Below are 14996 nucleotides of genomic sequence, written 5' to 3'. Positions count from 1 at the left end.
CGGACGCGAGCCCGCGGATCGCCGCGACGTGGGACGCTCGCCTCGAGCCGTGGGGGTCTGCGTCCGTGCTCGACACCGACCGGCCCCGCCGGGACGTCCTCGCGGCGGCGGTGCGCCCGTACGACGAGCCCGTCGTGCCGCGCATGCGCAGCCAGCTCGCGCCCGACCAGCGGGTCCGAGCGGTCCTGGGCGACCAGGACGAGCAGCACGACGGAGGTCGGCCACCGGGCCGGTGGAGCGACGGGCGTGCGCGAGGGCGCAGGACCAGGTGCGCTCACGGGTCCGGGGTGGCGCGCCGCGGGTGGGGCACCACGGGCGCGGGGAGACGGACCCGGGGGAGGAGGTCCCGTCGACTCCGCAACGCGTCCAGGAGCGTGCGCAGGCGCTCCTCGACGTCAGCGAGACCGCCATCTCCCGAGGCGCGGCACGCCCGGTCGGCCCGGTGGGCCGCCGCGACGACCCGGCCGGGCGTGGCCACGTCGGCGTACTCCTCGGACAGCCGGGTGGCCAGGGCCCGCAGCGCGGCGCGGTGCCCTCGGGCGCGCGTCACCGGATCGCGAGCGACGCGACGGACGGGGTCGGCCATCGCTCCACTGTGGCGTCGTGCCGCGGGGCTCACCAGGGACCTCTGGCCCGGTGGCTCAGGCACGCACGACCTCGGACAGCGGGCGCCGGGGGGTGTGGGGGAGCAGGTGGTGACGCGACTGCGGCCATCCGACCCGCAGCACGACCTGGGGCCACCCGAGGTCGTCGAAGACGTCGTGACGCAGCTGCGAGCGCAGCCGGGGCTGCTCGAGCGCGTGGGTCTGCGGTGCGACAGCCAGACCCTGTCGCGTCGCCTCGAGCCACACGGCACTCAAGGCCATGCCCGACCGCAACCAGGCGAGCGGGTCGTCGGCGGCGGTGTACACACCCAGCAGGCGGCCCTGCTCGGGCTCCGGTGCTCCACCCGGTGAGGACGCATGGGGAGGCACGGTCCACCGGTCGAAGCGGGTGGGCCGGGCGGGGTCGGCGTCGCGCTGCCGCGGGCGTGCGCTGTCGCTCGGAACGCCGTCGTGGGGGCCTCGGTCGAGCCACGCCTGCTGCTCCGCCCCCAGGGTCGTGTCGGTGAGGAGGCCGCGTCGGGCCTCCTCCAGCAGTGCCTCGGTCCGCTGCACCTCGCCCGTCTCGTGGAGGACGCGCGCGTGCGCACCCCAGGGCGTCGTCTCGTCCGCGAGGTGCACGAGCCGCGGGAGGGGCACCTCCCAGTCGGTGAAGGCGCGACGGTCGGTCACCCGGTTCTCGAGCGCTGCGAGCAGCGTCACGTCGGTCTCGGTCGCCTGGGCCGGGACCAGGGACGTCCGGGCCAGGAGATCGGTGGACCGGTCTGCCTCCAGCACCACCTCGACGTGGGGCTCGAACCCGAACGCGCGAGCCGCCACCGTGAGGTGGTGCAGTGCCGCACCGCAGCTGAGCCGCAGCTCACGACCCAGGGGGTCGGTGTCGGCGAGCTGACGTGACCGGTCGGCGTAGAGCTCGACGACGTCCGGGGCGGGGATCCGCCAGGACCACGGTTGCGAGTTGTGGACGCTGGGTGCGAGGCAGGCTGTGCGGACCAGCTCGTGCGTCACCGACGACGTGGGTGGGCTCATGGTGCGAGCGTGGACCGCGGCGGGGTTCTCGGGGAGGGACCGGAGTCCCGTGGGTCGAGGACCCCCGACCCGTCCCGGTGGTGCGAGCGTCCACGCGGGTCTCGTCCCGCGGCGCCGTGCAGGGCCTGGTGGGCGAGCACCGGACCGAGCAGCAGCGCGGCCGCCAGCCAGGGTCGCTCGGTGGGCACCTCCCGTGCCAGCAGCCCCAGGCATGCACTGGCCACGACGATGGCCGCCCACGGCAGCGCCGGTGCCACCCGTCGGGTCGTCGCCGGTGGCAGTGGGGTCTCCCACCGCCCGGTGGCAGCCACGAGCACGGCGGTAGTCGCGGCGAGGGCGAGGATCCAGGCAGGCCGGGACCACCACCACGCCGCACTGTCCGGCCTCGGGCCCAGCCCGAGGCCGCCCGAGGCCACGGAGGCGCCGGCCACCAGGCCCAGGGCGGTCATGTGCCACAGGTAGACGGTCATGGCGCGCGTCTCGACGGCGACCACGCAGACCCATACCAACGGGTGCGAGCAGGCACGGTCGAGCCAGGGATCGGCGAGCAGGACCAGGCACGCCTGCGCCGTGCCCAGGAGCAGCAGCGTGACGTGGGGCGGCACCGTGTTGTCCGTGCCGAAGCCGCGCAGGCCGACCATCGACACGGCGTACGGGCCCCAGGTGACGAGCACCAGCAGCAGGCCCGCGCATCCCGCGAGGGCCAGCGCCAGGACCCGCGGCCGTGGGACGCGGCCCTCGCGCCAGGCCAGGCCCAGCTGGTGGCAGCCGAGCCAGACGAGCGCGACGTTGGGGGCGCTCCACCAGGTGTGCCCGGTGACGACGCCGACGAGGTCCAGCACGGCGGCCCCGGCAGCGAGACCGAGCACGGAGCGCCATCGCCAGCGGTCCCACGCCGCGAGACAGAGGGGGGTGAGGGCGACGACGACCAGGTAGACCGCCAGGAACCAGGTGGGCACCAGCGCGGCACGAGCGGCGACGCGCACCCAGTCCGCCGGCAGCGAGAGGACCGGCGCGAGGGCCACGACGCCCGCCCACGCGAGGATCAGCTGCACCATCGGCCGGGTCAGGCGCGCGGCGCGGTGGGCCAACCAGGCGCCGTACGGGACTCCCCGGGAGCGGGCGGACGACCAGGACGTGCCGTTGGCGAAGCCGCCGACGAGGAAGACCAGTGGCATCACCTGCAGGAGCCAGGTCAGGGGGTGCGTCCAGGTCGCCAGCTCGAGGAGGCCACGGCGGTGCAGGTGGTGGGTCTCGTCCACCCACAGGCCCTGCATCAGCCAGTGCCCGGCCACGACGACCAGGATCGAGCCGACACGGACCAGGTCGACGGTGCGGTTGCGGGAGGGCACACGTCCTGGGGGCGAGCTGATGGCACCCACCTCCCACGCGACGCCGTGTGACGGCCCGCCCAGCCCACCGGGTGCCGGGTCGACGTGCCAGGGCCCAAGGTCACGTCGACGGGGGCGACCGGACGACGACGGTCGGACCTCGTGCCCTGGGCCGGTGTTCCGCGCGGGCACCGGCCGGATCGCCCGGTCACGACGCCGTCGGTCTCGCTGAGACGCTGACCACGCGTGTCATCGTCCAGTGGGCTCGGGCTCGGGCTCGGGCTCGGGTCCGCGGGGAGCCGACGCCGCCCGGACTCGACACGGGGTCGCAGGGTCACGTCCTGCCGGCCCGACCGGTGCACCCGCACGGCCTGCGGAGACGCGGCTCAGGGCGTGCCGCGTGCGGGCGGACGGCCTCAGAGCCGGAGCGCGCGGGCCGCGATCTCGCGGAGGATGCGATCGCGACGCGCCCTCTCCTCGCGGCTGTACAGGCGCTCGCGCAGCTTCTCCTTGGCGCCGCGCAGCGACGTGCGGTCCACGGCGTGACCAGGGCCGACCGGTGCGACGGCTGTCGGGGTGTCGCTCGAGCCGTCCCAGTCGGGCGCCAGTCCTGGCAACCCGGCCGCGACGGCAGCAGGGTGCCAGGTGACGTCGACGGTCACGGGGCCTGCCCACGGCGTGACGACGGTGAGGCACTCGTGCACCTCGAGGAGGCCGTCCGCCTCTCCGACCAGGTCGGGCCAGATCGGAGGTGCCAGCGGACCCACGACGACGAGCGGGCCACTCACGAGACCCACCGAGGCCAGGCGCTGAGCCAGCAGCGCGTGCTTGCCGGCGCACGTGCCGGCGCCGGCACGCTCCGTGCTGGCAGCGTCGGGCGGCGCCGGCCACCGGTAGGGCAGCCTCTGCACGTCGTGGGCGAGGTCGACCAGGCGAGATCTCGACATGCGCGCACCTCCCCGTTCGTGCTGGCCGACACCCTGCCACCTCACCGTTGCCCGATGCGGCCTTGAATCGCCGTGAACGGCGAGCAAGGGTCGGCCCATGTCAGAGACCAAGATCGTCGTCGAACGCACCATCAACGCCCCGAGCGCGCAGATCTTCGAGGTGCTCTCCAACCCCGAGCGTCACGTGGAGCTCGACGGTTCGGGTTTCGTCCGGTCGGTGGAGAAGTCGAACCGGATCCAGGGATCGGGCGAGGTGTTCACCATGAACATGGCCGGCGACCACATGGGAGGGGAGTACCGGACCGAGAACCACGTGACGGGCTTCGACCCCAACAAGCTGCTCGCCTGGCGTACGGCGCCCGCCGGTCAGGAGCCCCCCGGGTGGGAGTGGATGTGGGAGCTGGAGGCCCAGGGCTCGGACGCGACCCTCGTGCGTCACACCTACGACTGGTCGCACGTGACCGACAAGGCCCTGCTCGACAAGATCGGGTTCCCCCTCGTCACCGAGCAGCAGCTCGACGACACCCTGGTACGCCTCGAGGAGGCCGTCGGTCGCTGAGCTGCGTCCGGCACGCGCCCGGCGCCGTGCGCCGAGCCACCGGACGAGCGCCACCTGCGGGTCGAGCCCCAGGCGCTGGCACCGGCCGAGGCGGTCGCCCTGGTGCGGACCGGGGCCCACGCCTGCCAGGCTGCGGGCATGACCGGACCAGGCGCGGTGTCCCCCGGGCGGCCGTCGCCGTCCACCCTCCCGTCGTCGATGCGCGCGATGGTGACGACGCGCCACGGGGGGCTGGACGCGATCGAGCTGCGGCGCGTCCCGGTCCCGGGGCCGCGGCCGGGCGAGGTCGTCGTGCGCGTCGGGGCCGCGGGGTGCAACAACACCGACATCTGGACGCGCGAGGGCGCCTACGGCTCGGACGGGGCCGCGGGCTGGCTCGGGCCGCTGGACTTCCCCCGCATCCAGGGGGGTGACGTCGCGGGCACGGTCGTCGCGGTCGGCGACCCGGCCGACGAGGGTCTGGTGGGGTCGCGGGTCCTCGTGGACCCGGCGGAGTACGACGGTCCCGAGGACGACGCCCGCCCCGCCGACGTCCTCGGCAGCGAGCGGGACGGCGGCTTCGCCGAGCACGTCGTGGTGCCGGCCACGCGAGCACACCGGGTCGACGGGTCGCCGCTCAGCGACGTGGAGCTGGCCTGCCTGCCGATCGCCTACGGGACGGCGCTGGGGATGGTCGAGCGCGGGGGAGTCCGCGAGGGCACGACGGTCCTGGTCACGGGTGCCTCGGGTGGCGTGGGCCTGGCGGCCGTGCAGCTCGCGCGGTCCCTCGGGGCACGGGTGGTGGCGGTGTGCAGCGGCACCAAGGCGGACGACGTCCGTGCGGCCGGTGCCGACGTGGTGGTGGACCGCAGCCGGGGGCGGGTGGTCCAGGACGCGGCCGTGGCGGCTCCCGGAGGTGTCGACGCCGTGGTCGACGTCGTGGCGGGGCCGCTCGTCGCCGAGGGCCTGGAGCTGCTGCGACCGGGTGGGCGGTGGGTGGTGGCCGGCGCCCTGGACGGGTGGGAGGTCCACCTCGACGTGCGTCGGCTCTACCTCGCGAACCGCTCGCTGGTGGGCTCCACGATGCACACGCCCGCGATCTTCGACCGGTTGGTGGCGATGGCGAGGTCGGGCCGGGTGCGTCCGGTGGTCGCGGCGACGTACGCCCTGGAGGACGTGGCGCAGGCGCAGCGCGACCTGGCCCTGCGACGACACGTCGGCAAGCTCGTGGTGGTTCCCTAGCGCGCCCGGGCGCGTGCGGCCAGCTCGGCGAGCGCGAGCGCGATCAGCGGCTGCCGCGAGCTGCCGCGGCGCACCCCGGTGAGGATGTGGCGCGAGGGCGCCGGGGCGCCGCGCAGCGGGATCCGGACCACGGCGTGGTCGGCGGGGAGGTGGGCCAGGCGCGGGACGAGGGAGACCCCGAGGCCGGCGGCGACCAGGGCCGCGCCGGTGTCCCACTCGGTCGCGACGTGGGCGGCGGCGGGGGAGAAGCCCGCCGCGACGCAGGCGGCCTGCAGCAGCTGGTGGTAGGGCCGACCGGGTCGGTCCATGATCCAGGTCTCCTGCGCCAGGTCGCCGAGGTGGACGGACTCCGCGCCGGCCAGCCGGTGCGTCGTGGCCACGAGCAGGTCCAGGGGGTCCTCCAGCAGGTGGTGCTGCTCGAAGCGGGGGTCGGTGCTGGCCGGGACGGCGGCGGTGGCCACCACCACCGCCACGTCGGCCTCGTCGGCCAGCAGCAGGTCGAAGCACTCCTCGGGGTCGGCCTCGATGATGCGCACCCGGCTGCGGGGGCGGACGGCGCGGACGGCCAGGGCCACCTGCGGCAGCAGCGACGACGCCGCGGTGGAGAACCCGCACAGCCGGAGCGTGCCGACGCCGCCGGTGTCCGCGGCGCCCACGTCGCCGCGGACCTCCTCCCAGGCCGAGAACAGGTCGTCGGAACGCTCGACCAGGACCCGGGCGGCCGGGGTCAACCGGATCCGGCGCCCGTCCTGGACCACGAGCTCCACCCCGAGGTCCCTGCTCAGCGACCGCAGCTGCTGGGAGACCGCCGAGGGGGTGTAGTGCAGCGCCTCGGCGGCGCCGGTGACGGTGCCGCACGCGGCTACCATCCGGAGCACCTGCAGGCGGCGATCGATCATGCAGGGATTCTGCACGAACCGGTGCAGTTTCCCGGCCTGGTCGCCGGCCCCGGTCGGCTCCCAGACTGGCACCGTGCCGTCCCACGACCCGCTGCTCCAGCCGTTCCGGCTCAAGCACGTGACGCTGCGCAACCGCGTGGTCAGCACCTCCCACGAACCGGCGTACGCCGAGGACGGGATGCCCAAGGACCGCTACCGCCTCTACCACCGCGAGAAGGCCGTCGGCGGGGTCGGCCTGACCATGATCGGCGGGTCCGCCGTGGTCTCGCCGGACAGCCCGCCGGCGTTCGGCAACCTGCTGCTCTACCGCGACGAGATCGTGCCGTGGCTGCGGCGCCTCGCCGACGACGTCCACGAGGCGGGCGCCGCGGTGATGTGCCAGGTGACCCACCTGGGGCGGCGCACCAGCAACTTCACGGGGGACTGGCTGCCCCTGGTCCACCCCTCGCCGCTGCGCGAGCCCGCCCACCGCAGCGTCCCCAAGGTCGCCGAGGCGTGGGACCTCGACCGGATCGTCGCCGACTACGCGAGCGCCGCCCAGCGCTGCCGGGACGCGGGGCTCGACGGCATCGAGCTGCAGTCCTACGGTCACCTCTTCGACGCCTTCCACTCACCGGCGACCAACCGTGACCAGGACCCGTTCGGCGGCGGCTTCGAGGAGCGGACGGCGTTCCCGCGGCGCGTCGTGCAGGCGGTGCGCGCGGCGGTCGGGCCGGACTTCGTCATCGGGCTGCGGATGTCGATGGACGAGGACGCGGCCGACGGGCTCGGGCGCGAGGAGGCGCTGCGCGCCCTGGGCCTGTACGTCGACGACGGCGTCGACTTCCTCAGCGTGATCCGCGGGAGCATCGGCAGCGACGCGACCCTGGCCCGGGTGATCCCCTCGATGGGCACCCCGAGCGCCCCCTTCCTCGACTTCGCCGGCGAGATCCGCCGTGCCACCAGCGTCCCGGTGATGCACGCCGCACGGATCTCCGACGTCGCCACCGCCCGCCACGCGATCCGCGAGGGCCTGCTCGACCTGGTGGGCATGACCCGCCCGCAGATGGCCGACCCCCACCTGGTCGCCAAGGTCGCGGCCGGCGAGGAGGACCGGATCCGGCCCTGCGTCGGCGCCAACTACTGCCTGGACGCGATCTACCGGTCCGGCGAGGCCACGTGCATCCACAACGCCGCCACCGGTCGCGAGCGGACGCTGCTGCACGTGCAGCCGGCGGCCCCCCGGCGTCGGCGGGCGGTCGTGGTCGGCGCCGGTCCGGCCGGTCTGGAGGCGGCGCGCGTGCTCGGCGAGCGGGGCCACGAGGTGGTGTTGCTGGAGGCCTCGGACCACCCGGGCGGCCAGGTGCGGCTCGCCTCGGCCTCGGTGCGACGGCGCGACCTGATCGGCATCGTCGACTGGCGCGTCTCCGAGGCCAAGCACCACGGCGTCGACCTGCGCTGCGGCACCTGGGCCGACGTCGCGACGGTCCTGGCCGAGGAGCCGGACGTCGTGGTGGTGGCCACGGGCGGCCTGCCCGACCCGACGTTCGGCGGCGAGGGCGAGCACCTCGTGCTCGACACCTGGGACGTCATGTCCGGCGCGGTCCACCCGCAGGGACGGGTGCTGGTCTACGACGACCACGGCGCCGAGCCCGCCCTGGACGCGACCGAGCTGCTGGCCACACGGGGCGCGGTCGTCGAGCTGGTCACGCCCGAGCGGATGCTGGCCCCCGACGTCGGCAGCATGAACTCCCCGGCCTACCTCCGGGCCTTCGCCGAGCACGACGTCACCCTCACGCTCGCGCGCCGGCTGGTCGGCGTACGACGGGAGGGGGGTGGGCTCGTCGCGCGGCTCGGCAGCGACTACACCGACGTCGTCGTCGAGCGCCACGTCGACCACGTCGTCGTCGAGCACGGCACGCTGCCCAACGACGAGCTCTACCACGAGCTGGTGCCGCTCTCGAGCAACCGCGGGGCCGTCGACCACCCCGCCCTGCTGGGCGTGCGCCCGCAGCCTGTCGCCCCCGGTGCGGCCGGGGCGTTCCAGCTGTTCCGCATCGGCGACGCCGTCACCAGCCGCAACATCCACGCCGCGGTGTACGACGCGCTGCGGCTCTGCTCGGCCGTCTGAGACCCACCGAGAGGAGCACCCGATGACCACCACCGTCCCGGCCACCGGGGCCGACCGGCTCGACCTGGCCGCCCTCGTGGCCGCGCGCGAGCCCGGCCGGCCGCTGGCCTCGCCCTTCTACACCAGCCCCGCCGTCTTCGACGCCGACGTCGCGGGCGTCCTGGCCCACACCTGGCTCTTCGTCGCCACCGAGGCCGAGCTGCGCGAGCCGGGCGACTTCCTCACCGTCGAGGTGGGCAGCTGGTCGGTGATCGTGGTCCGCGACGACGACGAGGTCGTGCGGGCCTTCCACAACGTCTGCCGGCACCGCGGCGCCCGCATCCTCGACGAGCGCGCCGGCTCGGTCGGCAACATCGTCTGCGGCTACCACCGCTGGACCTACGCCTCCGACGGCTCGTTGCTGCACGCGGGCGACCAGCCGGCCGGCTTCGACAAGAGCTGCTTCGGGCTGCGGTCGGTGCACCTGCGGGTGGTCGCCGGACTGGTGTTCGTCTGCCTGGCTCCGGAGCCGCCGACCGACTTCGACGAGGTGGCCGCCGTCGTCGCGCCGTACCTCCTGCCGCACCAGCTGCACCGCACCAAGGTCGCCGCCCAGGTCGACCTGGTCGAGGAGGCCAACTGGAAGCTGGTGATGGAGAACAACCGCGAGTGCTACCACTGCGAGGGCGGCCACCCCGAGCTGATCTGCACCTTCTTCCCCACCTACGGGTACGCCGAGGACGCGATCCCCGCGCGGCTGCGACCCGCCCACGAGCGCTACCTGCGCGCCGAGGCCGAGCTGGAGCGGGCCTGCGAGGAGCGGGGGATGCCCTACCGCGCGGTGGAGGACCTCCAGGACCGGGTCTCGGCCTTCCGGGTGCAGCGCGAGGCGCTCGACGGCGCCGGCGAGTCCTACACCCTCGACGGCCGCTCGGCGAGCAGGCGCCTGCTCGGCGACCTCGACAGCCCGCGGCTCGGCCGGCTCTCGCTGCACACCCAGCCCAACGCGTGGTTCCACTTCCTCGCCGACCACGCCGTGACGTTCAGCGTGCTGCCGATCTCGGCCGACCGGACGCTGGTGCGCACCACCTGGCTGGTGCACGAGGACGCCGAGGAGGGCGTCGACTACGACGTCGAGCACCTCACCCACGTGTGGCGCGAGACCAACGAGCAGGACAGCGCCTTCTGTGCCCGCGCCCAGCAGGGCGTCAGCAGCCCGGCCTACCTCCCCGGCCCGTACGCCGCCAGCGAGTACCAGGTCGACGCCTTCACCAGCTGGTACCTCGATCGCACGAAGGAGCACCTGGCCCGATGACCGCCACCATCAGCCGTCCCGAGACCGGGTCCGGCACCGCGGGGCCCCTGCTGTGCACGTGCGTCGTCGACGTCACCCACGACGTGCGCAGCTTCGTGCTCCGGCCCGCCGTGCCCGCGGCGTACGACTTCGAGCCGGGGCAGCACCTCACGCTGACCGTGCCGGTCGCCGGGGAGCCGCTCAGCCGCTGCTACACCATCTCCTCCTCGCCGCGGCGCGCCGAGGAGCTGACGATCACCGTCAAGCGGGTGCCGGGCGGTCCGGTGTCGAACTGGCTCCACGACCACCTGCGGGTGGGTGACAGCGTGCTCGCCGACGGGCCGCTGGGGCGGTTCAGCACCACCCACCACCCCGCCGCGCGCTACCTCTTCCTCACCGCGGGCAGCGGCATCACGCCGCTCATGTCGATGCTGCGCACCGTCCACGCCGACCGAGCGGACGTCGACGTCGTCCTGGTGCACCACGCGCGGACGCCGGCCGACATCGTCTTCCGCGAGGAGCTGCGCACCATCGAGGCCGAGCACCCCGGGGTCCGGGTGGTGGTCGTGTGCGAGACCGACGCCGCGGACGAGACGTGGACCGGTCCGCGCGGGCGCGTCTGCCTGGAGCAGCTGCGCGCCGCGGCCCCCGACCTCGCCGAGCGCGAGGTCCTCACGTGCGGACCGGCGCCCTACATGGCGGCCGTGCGCGACCTGCTGGCCGAGGCCGGGGCCGACCCGGCGCGGTGCCACGAGGAGTCGTTCTCGTTCGCGGACGCGCCGGCGCCGGTCGCCGGGACCTCCACCGGGACGACGTACGCCGTGGAGCTGCGCCGCAGCGGTCGGTCCTTCCGCTGCGGCGAGGGCACCCCGCTGCTCTCGGCGGCCGCCGCCGCCGGGATCACGCTGCCGTCGTCGTGCCAGGAGGGCGTCTGCGGGACCTGCACGACCCAGGTCCTGTCCGGACGCGTCGAGATGGAGCACCAGGGCGGCATCCGCCCGCGTGAGGTCGCCCAGGGCAAGACCCTGCTGTGCTGCTCGACCCCCTGCGAGGACGTCGTGCTCGACGCCTGAGGTCGTCGGGTCCCGCAGCCGGGTGCGCGTAGGGTGACCAGGAGTACCGACGGTTCCCGATCCGGGTCCCTCGGGACGGATCGCAGGGCCTCGTCCGCGAACGCCTCTCTGTGTCCCCGCCCCTTCGTGAGGCACGACGTTCAGAGACGGGGTCCCTCGTGGACACCACCATGGCGCGCTCCATCGCGCACGCCGCCCAGCAGATGCACCGTCCCGCCACGGTCGACGACACCCTCGAGGTGATCGTGCGCAGCGCCGTCGAGGCGCTCCCCACCTTCGACCACATCGGGGTCTCGACCGTGGAGAGGGACGGACGGATCGTCACGCGCGCCTCGACGAGTGCCCTGGTGCTCGAGCTCGACGACCTGCAGTACTCCCTCCACGAGGGGCCGTGCGTGGCGAGCATGGACGGCGACGACGTCGTCCCCGCGCCGCGCATCGCGGGCGACGAGCGCTGGCCCCGCTACCTGCCCGGGGCGCTGGCGCTCGGGCTGCGCTCGCAGCTGGGGGTGCGGCTCCACCTCGACGACCACGGCACCATCGGTGGCCTGAACCTCTACTCCACCACCAGCGACGACATCAGCGTCGAGGACGTGGCCGTGGCGGCCTTCTTCGCCACCCACGCGTCGCTGGCCCTGGGCACGGCGCGCCAGGTCGAGTCGCTCAACCAGGCCGTGGCCAGCCGGCAGCTGATCGGGCAGGCGATCGGCATCCTGATGGAGCGATATGACCTCCCCGAGCAGGCGGCCGAGGCGTTCCTGTGGCGGACGTCGTCGCACGGCAACACCAAGGTCCGTGCGGTCGCCACCGACCTGGTCGGCGAGGTCGACCGTCGGGCCCGGACGACGCGACCCCGCGTGGAGCAATCCGGACGTGGAGGGAGCCCGTCATGACGGATCGGGATCGGCTCGGCCCGGAGCTGCTGACGCCGGGTGCCGCGGCGGCCCTGCTCCACGTCGACCGCAAGACCGTCGCCCGTTGGGTCAGGGCCGGCAGGCTCGCCTCCGTCCGCACGCCGGGTGGGCACCACCGGTTCCGCAGCTCCGACGTCATGGCGATCCGCTCCGGCGCCTACGAGCGCCCGGACCCCGCCCGCCAGGACCACGCCCGCCAGGACCCCGCCGACACCACGGCCTGGTGGCCGTCGACCGAGTCGCTGGCCGCGGCCGTCGTCGCCGAGGCCGTGGCCGTCGCCCTCGAGGTGGAGGCCCGCGGCGCCGCCCTCGCCGTGGAGCTGCTCCGCGCCGAGGCCCGGGACGCCGCCGAGCGGGCCGCCGCGGCGGCCGAGCGGGCTGCCGCTGCCCGGGCGTTCGCCGCCGAGGCGGCGGCCCGGACCGTCGCGCGAGACGCGCTGCGCACCGCCACCCGGGTCCGGGTCCGGGCCGACGTCGCCGCCTCGCAGGTCGCGGCTGCGGCGGGGGCGGCCCTCGACGCCCGGGTCGCCGCGGGCGAGGACCCCGACGGGGAGCGGCTGGGGGTCCTGGCCGCCCAGGCGCGGAGCGCGGCCGAGCGGACGACCCGCGACGTGGCCCGCGCCGCCGTGGTGGTGGCGGCCGCGGTGGCCGACACCGCGGCCCGCACGGCGCGCACGACGGCGGCCGCCGAGGTGGTCTACGCCGACGAGGGCGCCCGCGCGGCCCGCGAGCTGCTCGTCACCGCGAACGCCGCCGCCGACCGCACCAGGCGGGGCACCGAGTCACGCGCTGCGGGTGTGGCCCTGGCCGCGCGCGAGGCGGCCGCGGCGCTGCACGCCGAGCGTCCGTGCCCGACCCCACGCGACAGCCGCGCCCCTCACGAGGTCGGGCCGGGATCCCCGGTGGGCGGGGCCTGACCCTGCTCGCGGCGCGCGAGCAGGAGCGCCCGCTGGGCCATCGGCAGCGCGCGGGCCCGGTCCTCGGGCACCAGCCCCACGCGCGTACGCCGGTCCAGCAGGTCGTCGACGTCGGCCGCGCCCTCGTGGGTGACCCCGAAGACGAGCTCGGCCAGCGTCACCGCCTGGGGTCCCGGGGCGAGCAGCTCGGCCTCCCCGAGACCGGTGACCTCGACGGCGTCGGCGAGGACAAACGCGGCCTCGGTGCCGAAGCGGCGCACGAGCCGGGGCGGGGCGTCGAGCCGCGCCAGGTCTGCCCGTGACGCGGCCCCGAGCAGGGGGAGGGTCCGGGTGCGGCACGGCGCGGTGGCGAGTCCCACGGCGTCCACGGCGTCCTCGGCCATCCGCCGGTAGGTGGTGAGCTTGCCGCCCACCACGGTCACGACGCCCGTGGGTGAGGTCAGCACCGCGTGCCGGCGCGACAGGTCGGCGGTGGCGCCGTCGGCGTCGAGCAGCGGTCGCAGGCCGGCGTACGCCCCCACGACGTCGGCGCGGCCCACCGGCACCTCCAGGACGGTGCTCACCACGTCGAGCAGGAAGTCGACCTCGCCCTCGCTGGGCTCGGGCACGTCGGGGAGCGGGCCGTCGGTCTCCTCGTCGGTGAGCCCGACGTGGACGGTGCCGTCGGGCTGGGGCAGGACGAGCACGAAGCGGCTGGTCGTGCCCGGCACGGGCACGGTGAGGGCCGAGGCGAGGCCGGGCAGGGTGGCGGAGCGCAGCACCAGGTGCGTGCCGCGGGAGGGCTTGAGCCGGACCTCCGGGCTCACCGAACCCGCCCAGACGCCGGTGGCGTTCACGACGGCGCGGGCGCTCACCCGGTGGACCTCGCCGTTCCGCTCGTCGCGCAGCACCGCCCCGGTGCCGGTCGCCGACACCACCCGGGCCCGGGTCCGGACGACCGCGCCGTGGGCGACGGCGGTGCGGGCGAGGCAGGTGACGAGCCGGGCGTCGTCCTCCAGCTGCCCGTCCCACCCCAGCAGTGCGCCGCGCAGGCCTGAGCGCCGCAGCGCCGGGGCGAGGTCCAGCGCCCGGTCACGCGTGACGCGGCGGGTGCGGGGCAGGGTCGTCGCGCTCGTGCCGGCGACGGCCCGGAGGGCGTCCCCGGCCCGGAGCCCGGCGGCCGCCAGCGTGGCCTGCCGCCTCGACACCCCACCGGTCAGGGGCAGCAGCATCGGCAGGGAGCGGGTGAGGTGGGGCGCGGTGGTCTCCATCAGGACCCCGCGCTCGACGGCGCTCTCGCGGGCGACGCCGAGCTGCCCGTGCGCGAGGTAGCGCAGCCCCCCGTGGACGAGCTTGCTCGACCAGCGCGAGGTGCCGAAGGCCAGGTCGTGGGCGTCCACCGCCAGGACCGTGAGCCCCCGCGTCGCGGCGTCGAGGGCGACCCCGGCCCCGGTCACGCCGAGGCCGACCACGAGCAGGTCGACCCGGTCGGGGGCGCCTGCCAGTCCGGGCCGGACCCGGGCGGGCCCACGCGCGCCGGGGCCGGTCACGGTGCGAGGTAGCGACGCACGAGCTGCACCAGCTCGGCGTCGAGGTCGGCCGCGGCCACGCCGTCGGTGGTCATGGTGCGCGCCGACAGTGCGAAGCCGTGCGCGGCGAGCACCAGGGACCGGGCCAGCAGCGTCGGGTCGCCGTCCCGGACCTCACCGGTGGCCTGGGCCGAGGAGATGCGCGCGGCCACCAGGTCGAGCACCAGGTCCTGGGAGCGGCCGCGACGGTCGACCAGGTAGGGGAGCAGCTGGTCGGGGTCGACGTCGACGATGCGGCGGAACAGCGGGTTCTCGCGCAGCGCCCGGACGGCGGCGGCGAAGCGGCGGGCGAGCACGTCCGCGGGTCCCTCGCCGCCGGCCTCGACGGCGTCGGACGCCGGGTCGATCTCGGCGACCCACTCGCGGGTCATCAGCTCGGCGAGGATCGCCTGCATGTCGGGGAAGGCGCGGTAGACCGTCATCCGCGAGACCCCGGCCCGGCGGGCGACGTCGGTCAGGGTGGCGCGGCGCAGACCGACGGTCAGGATGACCTCGCGGGCGGCGTCGAGCACGCGGTCGATGTTACTGACAGACGACATGTGTCACAATGTAA

At 75.4% G+C, this 14996-nt stretch carries 14 protein-coding genes; 7 read left to right on the top strand and 7 right to left on the bottom strand.

The window, feature by feature from the left end; translation table 11 throughout:
• Positions 1-274 precede the first annotated feature (274 nt).
• The 4 genes from EDD33_RS08405 to EDD33_RS08390 form a co-directional block, all read right to left on the bottom strand.
• Entirely contained in the window at positions 275-586 is a 312-nt protein-coding gene (locus EDD33_RS08405) for a hypothetical protein (RefSeq protein ID WP_123390032.1), read from the bottom strand.
• A gap of 55 nt (positions 587-641) precedes the next feature.
• Entirely contained in the window at positions 642-1631 is a 990-nt protein-coding gene (locus EDD33_RS08400) for an Acg family FMN-binding oxidoreductase (RefSeq protein ID WP_148076963.1), read from the bottom strand.
• Positions 1628-2983, bottom strand: a complete 1356-nt coding sequence (locus tag EDD33_RS08395) for an acyltransferase family protein (protein ID WP_170169732.1) — start codon at positions 2981-2983, stop codon at positions 1628-1630. The genes EDD33_RS08400 and EDD33_RS08395 overlap by 4 nt, the downstream gene beginning before the upstream one ends.
• A gap of 395 nt (positions 2984-3378) precedes the next feature.
• Positions 3379-3909 carry a hypothetical protein gene (locus EDD33_RS08390; RefSeq protein WP_123390025.1) on the bottom strand — a complete coding sequence of 177 codons (531 nt, stop codon included), beginning with the start codon at positions 3907-3909 and terminating at the stop codon, positions 3379-3381.
• Between the two features lie 97 nt (positions 3910-4006).
• Here EDD33_RS08390 and EDD33_RS08385 point away from each other — a divergent pair, with 97 nt between their 5' ends.
• Both EDD33_RS08385 and EDD33_RS08380 read left to right on the top strand, forming a co-directional pair.
• The gene (locus EDD33_RS08385; protein WP_123390024.1) at positions 4007-4468 is read left to right on the top strand and encodes an SRPBCC family protein; all 462 of its coding nucleotides are present in this window, start codon (positions 4007-4009) and stop codon (positions 4466-4468) included.
• A 138-nt stretch (positions 4469-4606) separates the two neighbouring features.
• On the top strand, positions 4607-5689 hold the full coding sequence (locus EDD33_RS08380) for a zinc-binding dehydrogenase (protein ID WP_211332471.1): 1083 nt from the start codon (positions 4607-4609) through the stop codon (positions 5687-5689).
• Here EDD33_RS08380 and EDD33_RS08375 read toward each other — a convergent pair.
• On the bottom strand, positions 5686-6588 hold the full coding sequence (locus EDD33_RS08375) for a LysR family transcriptional regulator (protein ID WP_123390020.1): 903 nt from the start codon (positions 6586-6588) through the stop codon (positions 5686-5688). The two genes, EDD33_RS08380 and EDD33_RS08375, sit on opposite strands and share 4 nt — an antisense overlap.
• Before the next feature lie 73 nt (positions 6589-6661).
• On the opposite strand from EDD33_RS08375, the gene EDD33_RS08370 reads away from it, so the two are divergent.
• The 5 genes from EDD33_RS08370 to EDD33_RS20285 all read left to right on the top strand — a co-directional run bounded on the left by EDD33_RS08370 (position 6662) and on the right by EDD33_RS20285 (position 12875).
• Complete coding sequence (locus EDD33_RS08370) at positions 6662-8698, top strand: oxidoreductase (RefSeq protein ID WP_123390018.1); 2037 nt, start codon at positions 6662-6664, stop codon at positions 8696-8698.
• 22 nt (positions 8699-8720) lie between these two features.
• Positions 8721-9992, top strand: coding sequence for an aromatic ring-hydroxylating oxygenase subunit alpha (locus EDD33_RS08365; RefSeq protein WP_123390017.1), 1272 nt, complete (start codon positions 8721-8723; stop codon positions 9990-9992).
• Positions 9989-11044: an FAD-binding oxidoreductase gene (locus EDD33_RS08360; RefSeq protein ID WP_123390015.1), complete on the top strand. Its 1056-nt coding sequence runs from the start codon at positions 9989-9991 to the stop codon at positions 11042-11044. The genes EDD33_RS08365 and EDD33_RS08360 overlap by 4 nt, the downstream gene beginning before the upstream one ends.
• A gap of 158 nt (positions 11045-11202) precedes the next feature.
• Positions 11203-11937, top strand: a complete 735-nt coding sequence (locus tag EDD33_RS08355) for a GAF and ANTAR domain-containing protein (RefSeq protein ID WP_123390013.1) — start codon at positions 11203-11205, stop codon at positions 11935-11937.
• Complete coding sequence (locus tag EDD33_RS20285) at positions 11934-12875, top strand: helix-turn-helix domain-containing protein (protein WP_211332470.1); 942 nt, start codon at positions 11934-11936, stop codon at positions 12873-12875. Before EDD33_RS08355 ends, EDD33_RS20285 begins: the two co-directional genes overlap by 4 nt.
• On the opposite strand, the gene EDD33_RS08340 is transcribed toward EDD33_RS20285, so the two are convergent.
• On the bottom strand, positions 12836-14404 hold the full coding sequence (locus EDD33_RS08340; protein ID WP_123390012.1) for a glycerol-3-phosphate dehydrogenase/oxidase: 1569 nt from the start codon (positions 14402-14404) through the stop codon (positions 12836-12838). The genes EDD33_RS20285 and EDD33_RS08340 overlap by 40 nt on opposite strands.
• Positions 14401-14982, bottom strand: a complete 582-nt coding sequence (locus EDD33_RS08335; RefSeq protein WP_123390010.1) for a TetR/AcrR family transcriptional regulator — start codon at positions 14980-14982, stop codon at positions 14401-14403. The genes EDD33_RS08340 and EDD33_RS08335 overlap by 4 nt, the downstream gene beginning before the upstream one ends.
• Between the last annotated feature and the right edge of the window lie 14 nt (positions 14983-14996).

Origin of the sequence: Nocardioides aurantiacus (genome assembly GCF_003752505.1) — a bacterium.
Classification (GTDB): domain Bacteria; phylum Actinomycetota; class Actinomycetes; order Propionibacteriales; family Nocardioidaceae; genus Marmoricola; species Marmoricola aurantiacus.
Note: the sequence above shows the minus strand (reverse complement) of the source record. Positions and strands in the feature narration are given on the sequence as shown.